Source organism: Peredibacter sp. HCB2-198 (genome assembly GCF_045999315.1).
Taxonomy (GTDB): domain Bacteria; phylum Bdellovibrionota; class Bacteriovoracia; order Bacteriovoracales; family Bacteriovoracaceae; genus Peredibacter.
Window position 1 is genome coordinate 2794384 of record NZ_CP174607.1, and the last position, 18845, is coordinate 2813228.

At 44.1% G+C, this 18845-nt stretch carries 18 protein-coding genes; 13 read left to right on the forward strand and 5 right to left on the reverse strand.

What is annotated here, in order from left to right; all coding sequences use genetic code 11:
* The 5 genes from ACJVC5_RS14190 (at nucleotide 1) to ACJVC5_RS14210 (ending at nucleotide 6702) form a co-directional block, all read left to right on the forward strand.
* Nucleotides 1–546, forward strand: coding sequence for a D-glycero-alpha-D-manno-heptose-1,7-bisphosphate 7-phosphatase (locus ACJVC5_RS14190; RefSeq protein WP_408096185.1), 546 nt, complete (start codon nucleotides 1–3; stop codon nucleotides 544–546).
* Nucleotides 543–1640, forward strand: coding sequence for a lipopolysaccharide heptosyltransferase II (gene waaF / locus ACJVC5_RS14195; RefSeq protein ID WP_408096186.1), 1098 nt, complete (start codon nucleotides 543–545; stop codon nucleotides 1638–1640). The genes ACJVC5_RS14190 and waaF overlap by 4 nt, the downstream gene beginning before the upstream one ends.
* Nucleotides 1641–1647: 7 nt before the next feature.
* Nucleotides 1648–2553 carry a hypothetical protein gene (locus ACJVC5_RS14200; RefSeq protein WP_408096187.1) on the forward strand — a complete coding sequence of 302 codons (906 nt, stop codon included), beginning with the start codon at nucleotides 1648–1650 and terminating at the stop codon, nucleotides 2551–2553.
* Between the two features lie 15 nt (nucleotides 2554–2568).
* Nucleotides 2569–2958, forward strand: coding sequence for a DUF6165 family protein (locus ACJVC5_RS14205; protein ID WP_408096188.1), 390 nt, complete (start codon nucleotides 2569–2571; stop codon nucleotides 2956–2958).
* A 132-nt stretch (nucleotides 2959–3090) separates the two neighbouring features.
* The gene (locus ACJVC5_RS14210) at nucleotides 3091–6702 is read left to right on the forward strand and encodes an ABC transporter transmembrane domain-containing protein (RefSeq protein WP_408096189.1); all 3612 of its coding nucleotides are present in this window, start codon (nucleotides 3091–3093) and stop codon (nucleotides 6700–6702) included.
* Here ACJVC5_RS14210 and ACJVC5_RS14215 read toward each other — a convergent pair.
* Nucleotides 6699–7796, reverse strand: a complete 1098-nt coding sequence (locus ACJVC5_RS14215; protein WP_408096190.1) for a THUMP domain-containing class I SAM-dependent RNA methyltransferase — start codon at nucleotides 7794–7796, stop codon at nucleotides 6699–6701. The genes ACJVC5_RS14210 and ACJVC5_RS14215 overlap by 4 nt on opposite strands.
* Nucleotides 7797–7831: 35 nt before the next feature.
* Between ACJVC5_RS14215 and ACJVC5_RS14220 the strand changes: the two genes are divergently transcribed.
* From ACJVC5_RS14220 to ACJVC5_RS14255, 8 genes are all read left to right on the forward strand, one after another.
* The gene (locus ACJVC5_RS14220) at nucleotides 7832–8374 is read left to right on the forward strand and encodes a hypothetical protein (RefSeq protein ID WP_408096191.1); all 543 of its coding nucleotides are present in this window, start codon (nucleotides 7832–7834) and stop codon (nucleotides 8372–8374) included.
* On the forward strand, nucleotides 8371–9066 hold the full coding sequence (locus ACJVC5_RS14225) for an SAM-dependent methyltransferase (protein WP_408096192.1): 696 nt from the start codon (nucleotides 8371–8373) through the stop codon (nucleotides 9064–9066). The genes ACJVC5_RS14220 and ACJVC5_RS14225 overlap by 4 nt, the downstream gene beginning before the upstream one ends.
* An 81-nt stretch (nucleotides 9067–9147) precedes the next feature.
* The gene (locus ACJVC5_RS14230; RefSeq protein ID WP_408096193.1) at nucleotides 9148–10164 is read left to right on the forward strand and encodes an isopentenyl-diphosphate delta-isomerase; all 1017 of its coding nucleotides are present in this window, start codon (nucleotides 9148–9150) and stop codon (nucleotides 10162–10164) included.
* Nucleotides 10161–11480 carry a hydroxymethylglutaryl-CoA reductase, degradative gene (locus ACJVC5_RS14235; RefSeq protein WP_408096194.1) on the forward strand — a complete coding sequence of 440 codons (1320 nt, stop codon included), beginning with the start codon at nucleotides 10161–10163 and terminating at the stop codon, nucleotides 11478–11480. The genes ACJVC5_RS14230 and ACJVC5_RS14235 overlap by 4 nt, the downstream gene beginning before the upstream one ends.
* A 10-nt stretch (nucleotides 11481–11490) precedes the next feature.
* Nucleotides 11491–12432, forward strand: coding sequence for a GYDIA family GHMP kinase (locus ACJVC5_RS14240; RefSeq protein ID WP_408096195.1), 942 nt, complete (start codon nucleotides 11491–11493; stop codon nucleotides 12430–12432).
* Nucleotides 12429–13475 (forward strand): diphosphomevalonate decarboxylase, encoded by a 1047-nt coding sequence (gene mvaD, locus ACJVC5_RS14245; RefSeq protein WP_408096196.1) that lies wholly within the window; start codon nucleotides 12429–12431, stop codon nucleotides 13473–13475. The genes ACJVC5_RS14240 and mvaD overlap by 4 nt, the downstream gene beginning before the upstream one ends.
* Nucleotides 13469–14329, forward strand: a complete 861-nt coding sequence (locus ACJVC5_RS14250) for a mevalonate kinase family protein (RefSeq protein WP_408096197.1) — start codon at nucleotides 13469–13471, stop codon at nucleotides 14327–14329. Before mvaD ends, ACJVC5_RS14250 begins: the two co-directional genes overlap by 7 nt.
* Nucleotides 14326–15549, forward strand: a complete 1224-nt coding sequence (locus tag ACJVC5_RS14255; protein WP_408096198.1) for a glycoside hydrolase family 15 protein — start codon at nucleotides 14326–14328, stop codon at nucleotides 15547–15549. Before ACJVC5_RS14250 ends, ACJVC5_RS14255 begins: the two co-directional genes overlap by 4 nt.
* A 41-nt stretch (nucleotides 15550–15590) precedes the next feature.
* On the opposite strand, the gene ACJVC5_RS14260 is transcribed toward ACJVC5_RS14255, so the two are convergent.
* The 4 genes from ACJVC5_RS14260 to ACJVC5_RS14275 all read right to left on the reverse strand — a co-directional run bounded on the left by ACJVC5_RS14260 (nucleotide 15591) and on the right by ACJVC5_RS14275 (nucleotide 18841).
* The gene (locus tag ACJVC5_RS14260) at nucleotides 15591–16448 is read right to left on the reverse strand and encodes an enoyl-CoA hydratase/isomerase family protein (RefSeq protein ID WP_408096199.1); all 858 of its coding nucleotides are present in this window, start codon (nucleotides 16446–16448) and stop codon (nucleotides 15591–15593) included.
* A 146-nt stretch (nucleotides 16449–16594) separates the two neighbouring features.
* Nucleotides 16595–17698, reverse strand: coding sequence for a DUF2914 domain-containing protein (locus ACJVC5_RS14265; protein WP_408096200.1), 1104 nt, complete (start codon nucleotides 17696–17698; stop codon nucleotides 16595–16597).
* A gap of 3 nt (nucleotides 17699–17701) precedes the next feature.
* Nucleotides 17702–18625 carry a thioredoxin-disulfide reductase gene (gene trxB, locus ACJVC5_RS14270; protein WP_408096201.1) on the reverse strand — a complete coding sequence of 308 codons (924 nt, stop codon included), beginning with the start codon at nucleotides 18623–18625 and terminating at the stop codon, nucleotides 17702–17704.
* A gap of 12 nt (nucleotides 18626–18637) precedes the next feature.
* Complete coding sequence (locus ACJVC5_RS14275) at nucleotides 18638–18841, reverse strand: hypothetical protein (RefSeq protein ID WP_408096202.1); 204 nt, start codon at nucleotides 18839–18841, stop codon at nucleotides 18638–18640.
* Nucleotides 18842–18845 lie beyond the last annotated feature (4 nt).

Genomic DNA, 18845 nt, shown 5'->3' on the forward strand with positions numbered 1-18845 from the left:
ATGGGACCTAGGGCGATCTTTTTTGATAAGGACGGTACATTAATTGAAGATGTTCCATTTAACGTGGATGTTTCCAAGATTAAATTTTCGAATGGTGCGGATTTTGCCATTCAAAAATTAAAAGACCTTTTTCAATTTCATATCGTGACTAATCAGAAGGGAATCGCCCTGGGTTTGTTTCAAGAAATAGATCTGACTTTTGTCAGAAATAAAATGGCCCATATGTTTCAAGAATTAGGAGGAGAACTCCATGGTTTCCATTATTGTCCGCATGGGCCAGAAGATGGGTGTGAATGCCGAAAACCGGGTAGCCTCATGCTGGAGAAGGCCGCAAAAGAGCATGGAATCATTCTTCAACGTTCATGGATGATCGGCGACATCCTTGACGACATTGAGGCCGGTAAAAGAGCGGGCTGTAAGACCATCCTTATTAATAACGGCCATGAAACCGAATGGGTGATGAATGAATTTCGGGAGCCCGATCACGTAGCACAGGATCTATTCGGAGCTGCGCTTATCATTTTAGCTCAGGAGTGGCGTTTATGAATGCCTGGTTAAATGCTAAAAAAATTCTTTGTGTTCGATTGGATGCCATGGGGGACTTACTCATGACAACTCCTGCGATGTCGGCCCTCAAAAAGCAACTTCCTGGTAGGAGTCTGACGCTCTTAACCTCCAAACAAGGAATGGAAATTGCGAAGTCCATTCCACTTTTCGATGATGTCATTTCTTATGGGGCCCCATGGCTCAAGGCCAGTGGAACATTGAATGACCCGGTATCGGATTTAAAGATGATTGAAAGACTGAAGCGAGAAAATTTCGATGGCGCCATTATTTTCACAGTCTACAGTCAGAATCCACTTCCTTCGGCCCTTCTTTGTTATTTAGCGGGCATCCCTTTGCGGACGGCGTATTGTCGGGAAAACCCTTATTCACTCCTCACTCATTGGATCAAGGAAACTGAGCCCCAAGAGACACTTCGTCATGAAGTAAAAAGACATTTAGATCTCGCCCATGAATTAGGGGCCTCAAGAGATCCTCTTCCACTGATATTGGATGTTGATCCTAAGGCCCGGATGAAACTCGAAGATAAGATGCAAGATCTTCAGGGAAATTGGATTGTCATTCATCCCGGGGCCACTGCTGAATCAAGAAGATATCGTACTTCTGGCTTCGCCCAAGTGGCAGACATGCTGACTGAGCGTCTGGGGAAAAAAATCATTTTCACCGGTGGCCCGGATGAGCGAGAGCTCATCGAACAAATTCAGTCTCAGATGAAACATGATTCCATCAGTTTTGCTGGTAAACTTTCTTTAGAAGAAATGATCGCCCTGATTCAGAAGACTCCTTTGATTATTTCTAATAATTCAGGGCCAGTGCATATGGCGGCCGCCTTAGGAATTCCGGTCTTGGTTCTTTATGCCTTAACTAATCCCCAGCACACACCTTGGATGGTTCCTCATCATGTCTTGTTCAAAGATGTGGATTGCAGATTTTGTTATAAGAGTGTTTGTCCCCATGGGACCAATGCCTGTCTCGACATAGACCCAGAACTTATATTTGATAGGGCCCGTGCACTTTTGGAAGAAGAACCAACTCCATGTTTTGATTTTCAGGCCATTCATCCATTACCAATGTGAGGTCTACATGATTACGTTAGAAAATAAAAATCTCTTGGTTAAAATCAGCAGAGGTCGCGGAGCGAGAGTAGAGCATTTTATTGATAGACATACGGGCAAGGACTGGGTCTGGAAGTACTCGCCAGAATTAAAAAAAGAACTCCATGAGCTGGACGGCTTTGATGAAAACTGGGAGGGCGGATGGGAAGAAGTGTTCCCTAACGATGCTCCGGTGGAGATTAATCAATTTAAACTCACCGATCATGGAGAACTTTGGAGAAGGACCTGGGAGCTCATTCCCTCAGAAGATCCCAATGAAGCGGTCTTTGAACTTGAATGCGAGACCTATCCGGTGATTATTCAAAAGAAATTTCTACTCAAAGAAAATGAATTAAAAATTGATTATAAAATTGAGTCCCGGGCCGCCATGGACCTACCTTTCATTTTCAAATTTCATCCGGCCCTGGCCATTGAACCAGGAGATGAGTTTCATATGCCTGGCTCCTATATGGAACCGGTGGCCCTGGGATTTAGTCGTTTGCTGGGGATTGATAAAAAGACAGTTTTCCCTATTGGAGTGGCCCAAAGTGGAGAGTATGTGAATATCCAAAGAGCATTGCCAGAAGATGGGCATAGTCGGGAGTTTGTCAGATTGAGTGACCTTGAAGAAGGCATGTGCGCGCTCTTTAATCCAGGCACTGGAACCAGACTTACTTTTCAGTTCCCCAAAGATAAGTTTCCCTATGTGTGGTTGTTTCAAAGCTACGGAGGTTTTAACGGTCACTACGTTTCCATGTTGGAACCCACCAATGCCGGACACTACGACTTAGGTGAGGCCCATAAAAATCAGCAATGCGGAGAGATTCGCCCGGGGGAAAAACTGGATTTTTCACTCAGTTTAAAGTTAGAGAGTTCAGACATGATGATTTCTTAATTTCAGGAGGAATTTATGGAGAACATTGAAGTGCCTGTTTCAGTCGGAGAATTAATGGATAAAATATCCATTCTTGAAATTAAACAAAATAGAATTCAGGAAACTCACAAACTGGAAAATATCAAGCGAGAGCTGACTTATCTCTTAAATATCCGAGAAGAGCATATTCCTATTGATGGTGAAGTCGAAGAGCTTTATGGTCGGCTTAAAGAAACCAATGAAAATCTTTGGGAAGTTGAAGACAGGATTCGTCGTTGTGAAAGTAAAAAAGATTTTGGAGAGGAATTTATTCAACTAGCTCGGTTTGTTTATCATGAAAATGATAAACGAGCGAAGCTCAAATCAGATTTAAATAACAAACTCGGTTCCCATCTTCGCGAAGAAAAATCTTACCAAAACTACTGAAAAGAAGGAGTGAAGAGATTCACTCCTTCACTCTCAAAAACATCCCCAAAATTAACTTTTAACATCATGCCTTAAGTGATTCTATAGATTCATCTTCAGTTAAAAATCAGATGACAATTCTATAGGTAGCTTATGTTAAAAAAAATATTGTTCTCAAATGTTTCTCCTGTGATTAAACAAGGGGCAAAGAGACCTCTTGAGCTTAAAGACATTCCTGAACTTCCTAAACTTTGGAGTCCTGATTCTTATCTCAAAGGATTTGATGGGTTGAATGGTGAAGGAGGAGGAAGAAAGTTTCTTTTTGATCAGTTACGTGTTCTTAAACCTCAGGCGATTAAACTCCTGATTCTCATTTCTTTTATTCTTCTCTTTAAAATGGTGGCCCCCATTCTTATTCATCGCCTGATTGAAACCATTGGTTTGGTGGCAAAGGGTGAAGTGGAAGTTGTGACAGGAGTATTGACTGCTCTTGGCCTGTGTGGAGTTCAGTTAGTGTCAGCGGTCCTGGGCCAGCATTACGTTTATCATTCAGTCTCATCAACTCAGTCGGCGGCCAACGGAATTAATCAGCGTATTTCAAGGGCCATTTTAAATTCGAGAAGTCTTGAGGCGAATCGAGGCCAAATTCTTAACCGAACAAGTGCCGATGCAGAAATGGCAGGTGCTTCACTATGGGCCTTGGGAGAAATTCTTCAAATAGTTCTTACAATGAGTGCCGTGGCCCTTCTACTATTTAATTATATAGGTCTCACGGCCGTTGCTCCCATTATTGTCATGGCCTTTCTCATGCCTTTAAGTCGTTTTTTCTCAAATAAGTTTTCAAAGGTCCAGGGACAGATCATGCATCTTCGTGATGAACGTCTTGGTCGCATGTCGCAGTTTCTGGACGGCATTCGTGTGATTAAATCCTTTGTGTGGGAAAAACATGTTCGTGGTGAGATCGAAGGTCAACGCAAGAAAGAAGAAGAGTCTTGGTTGAAACTAGCGAAGTTTAAGACTCTATCAAGCGGGAGTTATCTCTTTGCAAGTTTAATGGTGACCCTGGTGGCCTTCTCGACTTATTTAATTCAGGGACGAGTCCTGAATGTGGCCACAGCTTTTACTTGTTTGATGCTCTTTAGCTATTTAGAGCCTTGTTTTAGACAATTGCCAAAAGTACTTGGAGATCTTAGTTCCTCTTTCATAGCCGGAGAAAGAATTGCTGCTATTTTAGTCCGAGATATTGAAAAGAATTTCTCTCAAGAAGGAGATAGTAGGGCCCCGGTCATTTCTCTTAGAAATGTGAGCGTACACTATCCTGAAAAACCAAAGGCACTGGATAATATTTCTCTTCAAATTGAAAGTGGTGAAAATGTGGCCGTCGTTGGGAACGTTGGCTCTGGTAAATCAAGCCTGATCAAGGCCATTTTAAATGAATTACCGAATCGTGAAGGTGATCTTGTGATTGAAGGACATCCTCGTGTGGCCTATGTTCCTCAAGATCCGTTTCTTTTTCATGATTCACTTGAAAATAATATTACCATGGGTGCTCCTGTGGTGGACGAAATTGTGCTTAAGAAGGCCATTTATGCTTCATGTATGGAGCATGACCTTGAGTTATTACCGGCCGGTCTTAATACAGAGATCATTGAAGGTGGTGGGAACTTATCAGGTGGTCAAAAGCAGCGAGTGAATCTTGCTCGTGCGGCCATGCATTCACCTCAATTAGTGGTCCTGGACGATCCTTTTTCGGCCCTTGATCCAAAAACTGAAAGTGACGTTTTTGAACGTTTGCTCATGAAAAGTTGGGCGGGGCTCACTCGTATTGTGACGACCCATCGACTGGCCCACTTAAAACAGTTTGATCGAATTATTTACCTTCAAGATGGCAAGGTCCGGGCCTTTGGCCAGTTTGATGAACTTCTGTCTTCGAATACCGAGTTTCAAAACTTTTATTTCGAAAACACGAAAGAAGAATCGAAAACGAAGAAAGTAACCAAACCAAGTTATTCGGTTGTAAAAGGTGAGGCCTCTTCAAATCACCAAGTGGTTGAAGAAGAAGATCAGCAAAAAGGCGAGGTCTCTTTGCGGCTTTATTGGGACTATGTAAGGGCCATGGCCGGATTCTCGAAAAAGAATTTGCCTAAGACCTTAGCACTTTTACTCGGGACTTCCTTGAGTGCAATGATGCTTCCTATCCTTCAAAATTCTTGGCTTTCAAAATGGACCCAGGGTCTTTCAACCAGCTCACATACAAATTTCATGTATCTGGGAATCTATGCGCTTATTGGACTTATCACGGTAAGTGCTTGTGCCTTTCAACATTTTTACTGGTCGAAAAAGGCCATTCATGCTTCGAAGGCCCTACATGAAAAGGCCCTCGAGGGAGTCCTAGGTGCACAAGTCAGGTATTTTGATGCCAATCCAAGCGGTCGAATCTTAAATCGCTTCTCTAGAGATTTAGATGCTGTGGAAAAAGATCTCTCTTGGTCTTTAGAAGAGGCCTTCATGGCGTTCTTAAATTCCATTGGCGCGGTCTTTGTTCTTTTAACTGCCATTCCTATGATGATGGCAGTGGTGATTCCAGTTATTGCGGTTTACTACTTTTTACAGAAGAACTACCGCACTTGTATGCGTGAAGCGAAACGTCTTATGTCAGTGGCACGTTCACCAAGGCTTTCTTCTATTAAAGAAATGCTTAACGGAGCTTCTGTCATTCGTTGTTATGGCGCGGAGGACTTTTTTCAAAAACGTTTTACTCGTGCCCTTAGCGATTATCAAAAAGGATTCTATGGTGTGGTTCTAATTAACCGTTGGTTTTCCATCAGAATTCCATTAGTCAGCTCACTTCTTTCATTGGCCGCGGCGATTGGAATTATTCTTCTTGGTAAAGCAGGCAGTATTTCTGAAGGCCTGGCCGGGATGACTCTCATTTATGCTTTCCGTTTTTGGGACAGCTTAAATTGGACGGTCCGTGCCTTTGGTGAGGCAGAAGCACAAATGACTTCAGTGGAGCGATTGGATAGTTTATCAGAACTTCCCAAAGAAGAATCCAATGGCCATGAAGCTGTTCAGACGGAAGTGGGTGGAGACATCCGATTTAATCATGTCTTTGCGGGCTACGCTCCTCATCTTCCGAATGTATTGAAAGGAACTTCCTTTGAAGTTCAGGCCGGTGCAAAAGTGGGTGTTGTTGGCCGTACAGGCGCGGGCAAGTCGACCTTGTTTGGGATTCTTCACCGTTTTATTGAAAGTAATCAAGGTGAGGTTCTTATTGGAGGCGTTGATGTAAAGCATGTTCCATTAAAGACCTTACGTTCTTCTATTGGGACCATTCCTCAAAATCCGGTTCTGTTCTCAGGGAGTGTTCGTTCGAATCTTGATCCTTTAATGGAATTTAGCGATGAAGAGCTCACTGAAGTTCTGAATAAGGTTGGATTACCGATGAAGCTTTCGACTGCGGTCAGCGAGGGCGGCTCTAATTTCAGTCGAGGACAAAGACAACTTCTTTGTCTCGCCCGAACTCTAGTTCGCAAAACTCCCATCATCATCGTGGATGAGGCCACGGCCAGCGTGGACAATAAGACTGATTCACAAATCAGAGATATTCTCATGCATGGCTGCTCTGGAACTACGGTCCTTATCATTGCTCATAAACTTCAAAGTGTGAGTGAGTGTGATATGTTGATTGAAATGAGAGATGGTAAGGTCTTTGATATCGAATATCGTAGGAAGTCGGAAAAGGCCGAATTGATGTCGGCCTAAACTCTTTCCCACACCCAATATGTTACGGCCATTCCACCATTCTTGAGATGCCTTTTTGAAAGTAGCTTATAGCTACTTGGAGCTTTGAAAAGATCGTCCATATCTGAGGGGAGGACCCAACCAAAGCGAAGTGGTTTATCGACAGTTAGAAATTTCTGCCAGGCCTCGCGGAGAAAACTTCCACGTTTTCCTTCGATCTTGATTCTCTCTCCGTAAGGAGGATTACAAATCATGATGAATTCACCGTCGATGTGAATGGGTGCCTTTACTGAATCTTGAACCGTAAGCTTTAACTCTGAATTTTCAGAAACTTTTTTGATCAGCACTTCATTGAGATCAAACCCCTGAACTTCTTTCAAAGGAAAAGGTGTTGTGACTAATGGAAGGCGAACCATTTTCCCTTTAAAGAAAGGCGCGGTCTCAAAAGCAAATGGTCTTAGGTGCAGAGGACGTCTGAAGTTAATCGCCTCCGTGAGAAATGTACCTGAGCCACACATTGGATCAACTAAAGTCACTTCTTGATTGAGTCCTTGGAAAAGCTCCATTAAGAAAGCCGAGGCAAGATTCTCTCGAATCGGTGCTTCACCTTTAATGATCTGAAGACCACGTTTGTAGAGTGGTTCACCGGTGAGATCAAGACTCAACGTTAGATTATCGTCCACCAGTCTCACGTAAAAAGTTTGTGGAGGGTAATTCTTCTTCTCCCAGTCACGATTGAGGGGTTGTCTCACCAAGGCCTCGCTTAAAGCACCTTTGATGGTCTCTTCAATGCGACCAGTATGCATGAGCCGGCTCTTCGAGCAGCTAATCTCAAAGACCGGTTCAGGATGAGAAAGGAATTGATTCCATTTGAAGTTCACAAACTTCTGATGAAGCTTGGGAAAATCGCGGACCTTAAATTCAGTGACTCGCATAAGAATGCGAGTAGGAACTTTTAAAAGTGTGTGGGCCTTAACAATCCAATCCAAATCAGCATTGAGCTCAAGGCCACCTTTTAAGACTTCAATCCCGGATACAGGACATTTCGACTCAACTTCCTTCAAAGCAAGGTCTTCAAGTCCAGGAGGGATGATTAAGAAAAGGCGGTATTCCATGGCCCAAGTATGCCTCAAAGTGTATTCTTTAGTCTATGCAGGCTTTTTTAAAAAAACACGGTCCAAGTCATTCAGCTCATAGTCTTAAAATCGAATGGGAGTTCGCTCAAAACGAAGTCACTATCCGCTTTACCGCTCAAAAGCGCACCTCGCGCCCATGGCTCGCGGATGAAACAAAAACCATGGATTGGTCGAAAAACTGGGGACTTTGGAACACAGATGTGGTTGAGGCCTTCTTACAATTAAGAAGCAATCCTCAGGACAAAACCGCTCCTTATCTGGAGATTCAGGTTTCACCTTTAAATCAGCCTTTCGCTCTCATTATCACTGAACCACGAAAGACTTTTCATCCTCCCAAAGAACTAGAGTTTATTCATGAATCTAGTGTTGATGGAAGAATGTGGACGGGAGTGATGAAAGTAAAGCTCCCAAGCGAACTTAAAGGAACTCATCTTTACGGTGGTTTCTTTGCGTGTCTCGATCATGATCCTCGTGAGTACTACGCACTGGAACCAAATCCAGAGCAGAATCCGGATTTTCATCGTCCTGAACTTTTCCTTCCTTTGGGAGAAGTGTGAGCGAACTTATTCTTGTTCCAACTCCTATCTCAGATGATCTGCCACTTGAAACAGTGGCCCGTGAACGTCTTTTGGAAGACGCCTTAAAAGAAGATGTGGTTCTGTTAGTTGAAGAACATAAAGTAGGACGTCAGCGCTGGCTCAAGTGGGGACTCCCTCGTGAGGCGATTGAAAAGTTCCAACTTTTTAATGAGCACACTCAGGAAAAAATGCGTGCTGATATCATTAAACTTCTGAAGTCAGGGAAGAGAGTTTATCTTTTAAGTGACTGCGGACTTCCTGCTTTTTGTGATCCCGGACAACACTTAGTGGATGCTTGCCACAAACAGGGCATCAAAGTGACTTCGACTCCGTTTCCAAATTCCATTGCTCTGGCCGTGGCCCTCTCTGGTTTTTCTCATGATCGTTTTTCTTTCTGTGGTTTTGTTCCGGTAAAAGATCCTGAACGCACAGATTGGATGAAGCGCGAGCTCAAAAAAAATGAAACGCTGGTGTGGATGGAGACCCCTTATCGCCTTAAAAAACTGGTGGAAGAACTGGTGAAGCTCAATGGCACCCGCGAAATATTCTTGGGAATGGATCTGGGAAATAGCTCGGAGACCCTTCTTCGTGGAACCCCGGCATCAGTGATGAAGCGCCTAGGGGAATCAGAAAAACGAGAATTTGTTCTGGTAATTGGCCCAATTTCTTAATTATTTCAGTAGCTTGTATCTATTATCTAGGATCGCATTAAGCCCATGACTTTGTGGCCGGTTTTTGATACATCAAAAGCTATGGAATTCACCCCAAAAGCTCCTTTTTCTGATGAGTTAGCTCAAAGGAAAGGGGACCACATAGAACTCGCAAATAAGGCCCGAACCTCTGCGAGTATCCTCGATTCGCGTTTCAATTATGAACCGCTGTTTTTTGCGCATCCAAATTCAGAAGCGAAATGGAAAACCAAATTCTTAAATTTTGATTTGGATTATCCGGTTTGGGTCTCAAGCATGACCGGTGGAACTGAACACGCCAAACTCATTAATGAGAACCTTGCAAAGCTCTGTGCTGAGTTTAAGCTTGGTATGGGCCTTGGCTCATGTCGTGCGCTCTTAAGCGATGACTCGCGCTTGAATGAATTCACCGTTCGTCAATTTATGGGATCCCAACCATTGTTTGCCAATATCGGTATTGCTCAAGTTGAAGAACTCCTGGCAAGCGGCACGGAAAATAAACTGAATGAGATGGTGAAGAAGGTCGAGGCCGATGGTCTCATCATTCACATCAATCCACTTCAGGAATGGTTTCAACCTGAAGGCGACCGTTATACAAAATCTCCTCTAGAAACACTGACTCGCGTACTGGATAAAATTCAGACAAAAGTTATTGTGAAGGAAGTGGGCCAGGGCATGGGACCTAAGAGTCTTCGTGCACTTTTGGAACTTCCTATCGCGGGAATTGAACTTGCGGCCTTTGGTGGAACGAACTTTACTCTCTTAGAGTATCTTCGTGCGACCAAAGACGAAACCAAAGAGCCATTCATTAATGTCGGTCATTCGGCGTTAGAGATGGTGGAAATTTTAAATGCTCTTCCGACTCGAAATAAGGAATTTATTATTTCTGGTGGAATCAAGAGCATGCTTGATGGATTCGAATTAAAAACAAAATTAAAGGCAAACTCTGTCATCGGCATGGCATCGGCGTTCTTGAACCCGGCCCTTCACGATTATGAGACCCTTCGTACTTATTTTCTGCGCCAGCGTGAATCTCTTCTTACGGCAAGAGATCTACTGGTTCCCAGGGAGGAAGAGTGAAAACAGTCAGTGGTTTTTCTAAAATGTCGAAAGAGCAAAAGATTGAGTGGCTTTCAGAGCAACTTAAAGGCGATTCTTCAGAACTCGTGAAGAACCTCAATCTTTATTGGCATCCGGATAAAGAAGTGCAGAAGCGCTTTGATGAGTTCTCAGAGAATACACTAACAAATTATGATCTTCCGTTTGGTCTTGCTCCAAACTTCTTAATTAACGGCAAAGTTTATTCTGTGCCCATGGTGATTGAAGAATCATCAGTGGTGGCGGCCGCTTCACTAGGAGCGAAGTTCTGGCTAGAGCGTGGTGGTTTCCATGCGAAGGTGATTTCGACTCGTAAAGTGGGCCAGGTTCATTTCCAGTGGCAGGGTGAAAAAGCGAAGCTCGTGAACTTCTTTGAAGAAGCAAGAATTCGTCTTCTCTCATCTGTTGAGACCATTACTGCCAATATGGAAAAACGTGGTGGTGGGATTGTTGGTCTGACTCTGGTTGATATGACTGACAAAATCGAAAACTACTATCAGATCAAAGTTGAGTGCGAAACCTGTAATGCCATGGGTGCGAACTTCATTAATTCAATCCTTGAAGAGATGGCCCAGGTGTTTAAGCGCGAAGTGATGATGGACTCTCGTTTTGAGCACACAGAGAAAGAAGTGCACATCATTATGTGTATTCTTTCTAACTACACTCCTGATTGTGTGGTTGAATGTTCTGTGGAGTGTCCTATTGATGAACTTGGAAATGTAAATGGATTAGAGGCCCGTGAGTTTGCGGAGAAATTCGCCACGGCCGTGAGAATTGCTGAAGTGGATCCAAACCGCGCAGTGACTCACAATAAAGGCATCATGAATGGAATTGATGGGGTGGTGCTGGCAACTGGTAACGACTTCCGCGCCATCGAGGCCTGTGCCCATGCTTATGCTGCTCGTGATGGGCAGTATCGTTCACTTTCAACTGTGAGCCTTGCTGGAGATAAGTTTAAATTCTCAATCAAGATCCCGCTTGCAGTAGGAACAGTGGGAGGCCTGACTTCACTTCATCCATTGGCAAAAACCTCTCTGGCGATTCTAGAAAACCCAACTGCTTCAGAACTTATGCAAGTGATGGCGGCAGTAGGTCTTGCTCAGAACTTCGGGGCAGTAAGATCTCTAGTGACCACTGGCATTCAGAAAGGTCACATGAAACTTCATCTTCTTAATATCTTGAACCAATTAGGCGCTACACCGGAACAAATCGAAGAAGGGAAGACTCACTTCTCTGATAAGGTTGTTTCGTTCACGGCCGTTAGAAATTTTTTAACTCAATCTGTTCATACTCACTAAAGGTAGGCGCATGCGGGATCAGTATTTCTATGGACATGGTAAGCTTCTTCTTTCGGGCGAATATTTCGTTCTAGACGGTGCACAGGCACTGGCCTTACCAACCACTGTTGGCCAATCAATGAAGGTGAAATACCGTCATTCTTATCAGCCGACTCTTAATTGGAAAAGTGTCGATCACTCCGGAAAAGTTTGGTTTGAATCTGATTACGAGTTCTGGCACTTTAAGCCGATTCGTCCAACAGGTGACGTAACTGAAAAGTTCGTTCAAGACTGTCTTTCGGCCGTTCGTCTTCAGAACCCTCACTTCTTGCGTGATGATATGGACGTCTTTGTCGAAACGAAAATCGAGTTCCCGCTTGAGTGGGGCCTGGGTTCAAGTTCGACATTCATCTATAACGTTGCTCAATGGGCCTATGTAAGTCCGTTTGAACTTATTAAGAAAACCATTGGTGGTTCTGGCTATGACATTGCTTGTGCGCAGGCCATGGGCCCAATTTGTTTCCAAAAATATGAAGGGAAGCCTCAGTGGGAATCGGTACCGTTTAATCCTTCGTTTAAGCAAGACCTTTACTTCGTTTATCTTGGTCAGAAACAAAATTCTGCCCGCGAGGTAGTGAAATACACTGACATGAAGATTGAAGGGAAGTCTCAGATTGTGAATGAAATTTCTCAACTCACAAAAGAGATGATTCACGCTCATGATCTAGTGACATTTAATAAGATCATTAAGTCTCACGAAGACATCGTGGCCAGTGCTCTTAAATATGAAAAAGTAAAAGATCTGCACTTCTCTGATTATTGGGGGGAAGTGAAGTCTCTTGGTGCCTGGGGCGGAGATTTTGCCCTTGTAACTTCCGATCGCGCTCCACAAGAAACCAGAGAGTATTTTGAAAACAAAGGTTTCACGACAGTGATTCCATTTACAGAAATCGTTCGTTCGGAAATTCAATGAGTCTCATTAGTTCGCTTACTCACTTAGAACCTAAAGCTTATAGTGCCACCTGGCGCTCTCCCTCGAATATTGCCTTCGTTAAATACTGGGGGAAAAAAGGTCATCAGATCCCGGCGAATCCTTCGCTTTCCATGACACTGAAAGAGTGTTTCACGGAAACGAAAGTCGATTTCACACCGGCCGATGCACTTGCGGTAGACCTGTTTTTAGAAGGAAAACGCGAAGACCGCTTTGCCTTGAAAATTAAAAACTATCTTGAAACTTTGACCGAAGAACTTCCGTGGTTAAAGAACTTGTCTCTTAATATTGAGACCAAGAACACTTTTCCTCACGGTGCTGGTATCGCCTCATCTGCCTCTGGTCTTTCGGCCCTGGCACTTTGTTTAACTGATTACATCCAATCTTTTTCTAACGAGAATGATCAGGATCTTTTCTTTAAACGCGCGAGCTACCTGTCTCGACTTGCTTCTGGAAGCGCCTGTCGCTCGGTTTATGGTGGTTTTACTACCTGGGGTGAGGCGGATCTACCTCTTGCTTCAGATAAGTACGCTACACCTATTACAGTGCATCCGGAGTTAGCGCACTTAAAAGATACAGTATTGGTGATCAATGACGCCGAGAAAAGTGTTTCAAGTCGTGATGGCCATACTCGCATGAAAGAGCATGCCTTTGCAGAGGCCCGCTTTGCTCAGGCAAAACATAACTTCAAAGGCATGGTCAATGCTATGAAGTCAGGGGACATGGAAGAAGTGGGAATGATCCTGGAGCAGGAGGCCCTGAGCCTTCACGCCATGTTCTTAACTTCACCGAATGCCTTTACTCTTTTTAAACCAAATTCAATTGCGGCGATGGAACTCATCTGGGACTTCAGACGTGAGACCAAGCTTCCGCTTTATTTTACTTTCGATGCAGGGCCAAATCTTCATTTGATCTATCCGGAAGTGTTTAAGAACAAAATTAAAACATTTATTTCCCACGAACTTGCGCCTCTTGCTGTGAAGGTCATTGATGACGAGAGAGGCGAGGGACCTGTTCGATGTTAACTCCTATGTATCCAGCGAAAGTTTTACTTCTTGGTGAATACACCATCTTAAATGGTTCAAAGGCCCTGGCACTTCCTTATCATGATCTTTCTGGTAAGTGGTCAACAGAGGTAAATGATTCTGAGATGAGAGAGAACTCCCGTAAGAGTCTTTTGAATCTTGCTGAGAAAATGAATCTCCCGCTTTTAAAAAGAGACCTGGGCGAGGGCCTCTGGTTTGATTCCTCTATTCCGCAAGGTTTTGGTCTTGGTAGTTCTGGAGCTGTGATTGCGGCCGTGTTTGATCGCTATGGAAAAACTCAGGACGATTTAGAGGCGAATAAAATTGCTCTCGCGCGTCTGGAAGATTTCTTTCATGGATCAAGTTCTGGTTTTGATCCACTCGTGAGTCATATTCAAAAACCACTTCTTATTCATAATGTGCACGAAGTGGAAGTTCTGGAAGAGCGTCCAAATCTAAAGGGCTTTTTCCTGCTCAATACCGGAAAGCCCCGTCAGACGGGACCTCTGGTTTCTATCTACCAAGAGAAGATGAAGGACCCGCAATTTAAGCAGGGTTGCGCTGATATTTTGGCGAAAGATGTTAACTTCGCCATTGATGCAGTTTTAAAGAATGATCCAACGAATCTTTTCCATCACATTTGGCATATTTCTAAATTTCAGTGGGACTTCTTCCCTGAAATGATTCCAACCAAAGAGAGAGGCCTCTGGGCGCGTGGTATTGAAACCGGCGATTTCGCTCTGAAATTGTGTGGAGCAGGTGGCGGTGGTTTTCTATTGGGCTATAGTAACAAGTTCAGTCTGCAAGAAATGCGGCAGATTTTAAATACTCACGAACTAAGGGATCTTTCATGAAATGGTTTTTCCTCTTCTTGTTTCCGACTCTCGCTTTCGCTCAACCCACCAAAGAACAACAATTCCGTATTAGCTTAAATACAGTCATTAAAAATTCTACTATGCCGGATGTACGTCCAGGAATGGTGGTGGCATCTCCGAGTCGCTCGAACCCTGATTACTATTATGATTGGGTCCGTGATACGGCCCTGACTTATCGAGCGATGGTGGATTACTACGAACTTAAAAAAGATCCAAAAATCAAAAAAATGATTTTCACTTGGATTGATTCAGAGGCCTATCGTCAGAATCAACCGACATTCACCGGACTTGGTGAGCCGAAGTATTTTATTGATGGCTCTGGTTACACTGGTGGGTGGGGACGTCCGCAGAACGATGGCCCGGCCCTTCGTGCGATTGCCATGATTAAGTTTGCTCGCATTCTTCTTTCGGAAGGTCAGCAAAATTATGTGATTCAGCGTCTCTATCACGGTGTGATTCCGGCCGATTCAGTGATTAAGAAAGATCTAGAATATACGGCCCACCATTGGCGTGAGCCAAGCTTCGACCTTTGGGAAGAAGAAATGGGAATGCATTTCTACACACTCCTGGCGCAACATGTGGCCCTCCAAGAAGGCGCTAAACTAGCTGATGAACTTGGTGATGGTGGTGCTGCGACTTTTTATAGAGGAGAGTCAGCGAAGATTGCTCAATACTTAAAATCGGAATTCACAGATTCTCGTATTGGGATTCTAACGACTCTTAGAAAAGTAAACGGTGGCCTGGGCTACAAAAACTCAAATATTGATGTGGCCCCACTTCTGGCCCTTCTTCACAATTCTCCGTATCAGAAATTGTTCTCACTTAACTCTGCTCCGGTGAGAAAATATATTGAAGTTCTCACCAATACTTTTGCTGAGCTTTATTCAATCAATAAAGCTTTCCCGAGTATGGGTGTAGGTATTGGCCGTTATCCGGAGGATCGCTATGACGGTTACGCCACAACCGGTGTTGGTAACCCTTGGTTCCTTTCAACGCTGGCATTAGGTGAGTACTACTGCATGGTAGGTGAGAAGAGCAAAACCATGAAGCAGTTTGAGCGCGCTCTTTTTCACTCTGACCGCAAGGGTGGAATGTCTGAGCAGTTCAACCACATGACGGGCCACATGCAAGGAGCTCGTGAGCTGACTTGGTCGCACAATGCTTTCATGACGGCCATGATGAGATGTCGATTTATCTAGATGAAAATGAAAAGGCCCTCATAAGAGGGCCTTTTTTTTGATTAGTGTTCTAAGTTCTTTGGACCTTCATCATTCTTGATGAGGGAGAGTTTCACCGCATACGACATAGATTTTGCCGGCATGAAATCAAATTCTTTGGTTTCAGGCTTCTTGGTTTTCCAGTCTTCCGACACCATTGAGGCCTTGGCGATTTTTCGATCCATCACAATTCCAGTTTCAAACTGCGAGCGAAGAGTTTCAAAGAGACCAAGCTTGGCCTGGATTCTCTGAACAGGTGCTACTTTTGAGATATCAGTCAGGATATCGCGGATGACATCTGAACGAGTTGAAGATTCATAGGTCTCACATAAAAAACCAGACTCAGTCAGGGCACGGGTCTTAATCGGGGCCCCTGAAAGGACCCAGTTGCGAGCAAATGATGGAGAGATGAGAGTAGAAAGCATGCTCATTCCACCGGCCGCAGGAACCAGTCCATAGTGGCAGTGGTTGAAACTGATCTTCGCATCACGAGAGGCAATTCTGATGTCGGCACCTAGAGCGAACTCAGAAGCGAGAGTTTCGGCCCCATCACCAAGATCAATCACCACGGTCTGTGGAAGTTGCATCATAGCGAAGATAATTTTTTGTAGTTTGGTATTTATTTTGTCGAGGTTTGAAGCAGAGGTCTTTGGCAGAGTTTCATATTCATAGCCGCTTGAGAAAAACGGTGAAGATGAATCAATAAAAATGGAATTAATTTCTACACGAGTGGTGCACCAGGCGAGAAGACTTTCAAGTTCAAACAACATCTCTAGGCGGAAAGCATTGTTCCAGTCAGGGCGATTAAGAGTCACGAATAGAGTACGCGTGGTCTTCTCAAGCCTCGTGGAGATCGTTGTGTAATTGAAGAGCGTCTGCATGTCACCGTCCTTGGTTTCTCTGCTTGGGTTAAAAGAGCTTCTTTCCACGCCATTCCATGGCAAGGAATCAAATCTCTTCAATATTTTTTCAAACTTTCAGGGGGAGTGTCAAAGGGGAAAAAAAGTTGTGAGAAACTCTCAGTTTTTTAGAAGATATCGTCCTGATAATTTCTTTCTTCTATGCTGTGATCTTCCTTGATTTCGAGGTTAATTCGGCCTACTTCACGGCCATCTGAGGTCTCCACAACGACCCGCCAATTGCCTAAGTGATAGAATTGTTTAGAACCAAAGCCTCGAAAGCCCTCGTCTCGTCCACCTAAAATATTGAGGGGGATGGTGTCTTCCAGCACCCACCCGCGCTTGGGGTCATCATAGAACCATTTCAAAAATACCTGGTCCTGAAATCTCGCTGGGGAAAAAATTGATAATAGAATAGTGACCTTGTCGCCAGTTCGGGCCAGAAATTCCTGAGAACCCTTGCCCCAAATCTTCCAAAATGGACGAAGGTGTTTACCGATATACTTGCCGTCGACCTTTTGAACCTCGTAATAAACGCCGATTTTTTTCACGGCCACTGGGACCGGTGGAATAAGTGAAGTGTAGTAACCAACGAGGAAAACCAAGTGTACTGCTACTGCTGGAATTAAAACGTGGCGTCTGAGTAAATGAACGTGCTCTTTGCCCTTGAAGTTCAATTTCCAAACTAAAAGCATCACCGTACCGGAGCTGATCATTCCGAGCCAGAAAGGTATCGCTCCCACATGCCCCATCAAAATAGGATAGAAGAAAGCGAAGTAACTCATGACACAGATATTGTAGAGGATCACTCGTACCGGAAGGCCCAGTTCCTGGATCTTCGGAATCTCATTGGCGAGCATAAGTCCCGCAAGAAGTACGATGAAGAAGAACGAAGTTATCGCCGAGGCCGAAGTATAAAAGAAAATGGTGTAGGCCGAGAGTAGGGAACCAAACAGGAAATGCACGACCAGATTATGATACTCCCAGAATTTCTGACCTCGCTCGGACAGAGTCAGGGTTCCAATCGTGATACGAATTTCACAGATAAGAAGTGTTCCCAATATGGTGAGATAGATCGCCTGCTGAACGAGATTTAAAAGATCATCAATTCGTCCCAGGGTCAGAACATCAAACAGAAATCCCGCGCAGAAAACGATAATAGAGACCAGCACCTCATGGTGCTGGTAGAACTCTAAAAATTTATTTTTGTATTGAAGAATTTTTTGGACCACTTCTTAGTGACCTTCGAGGAATCTCTCGGCCTTAATGGCAGCTTGGCAACCAGAACCCGCGGCCGTGATGGCCTGACGGTAGTAAGAATCTTGAACGTCACCACAAGCGAATACGCCTGGGATATTTGTTTCAGGACCGTTCTGAGTTTTGATGAAGCCGTGATCGTCTAGAGTGATCTGACCTTTTAAGAACGCCGTATTTGGATTGTGTCCGATGGCGTAGAAAAGACCATCAGTTTCACGCTCATGTTTCTCACCTGTTTTAAGGTTCTCAACTACGATTGAAGAGACACCCGCTGGACCAGCTTTAATTTCAGAAACAACTGTGTCCCAAAGGAACTCAATCTTAGGATTATTGAAAGCACGGTCTTGCATGGCCTTTGAAGCACGAAGAGTGTCTTTACGGTGAACGATATAAACTTTCTTGGCGAACTTCGTGATGAAAGTAGCGTCTTCCATTGCCGTGTCACCACCGCCCACAACGTGAACGATTCTGTCACGGTAGAAGAAACCGTCACAAGTGGCACAAGTAGAAACACCACGACCAGTGAGTTCTTTTTCATTCGGAAGACCCAGCCACTTAGCTGAAGCACCTGTTGAAATGATCACTGTCTCAGCAAGGTAAGTCTGGCCGTTCGAAGCAGTCACTGTGAATGGCCGCTTAGAAAGATCTACGTCTGTACACATGAGAGATTGGAATTCAGCGCCGAAACGAGCAGCTTGTTTTTTCATGCTCGCCATAAGCTCAGGACCCATCACTCCGTGCTCAAACCCAGGGAAGTTTTCCACTTCTGTTGTAAGAGTAAGTTGTCCACCAGGCTCGTGCCCTTCAAGCACAAGAGGTTTAAGGTCAGCACGACCAGTATAAATAGCAGCAGTTAAACCAGCAGGGCCGGTTCCGATAATAATGACTTTACGTGTTTCCACGGAATACCTCTATTATTGTTTTTCTTCAGTAGATGTAGCGATACCAAGTTTCTTTTTGATAACGGCCGGACGATCATCCATATCTGGATTCATTTCATAATAGGCCTTAACTGAAACTAGGTCCTTCGGATGTGGAGCTTTTTCTGTTGTTACGAATTGTTCACCAGTAAGTGAGCACTCGTAGTTATAAGTAATTTTCTCGCGTCTGCGTTTCATGAAA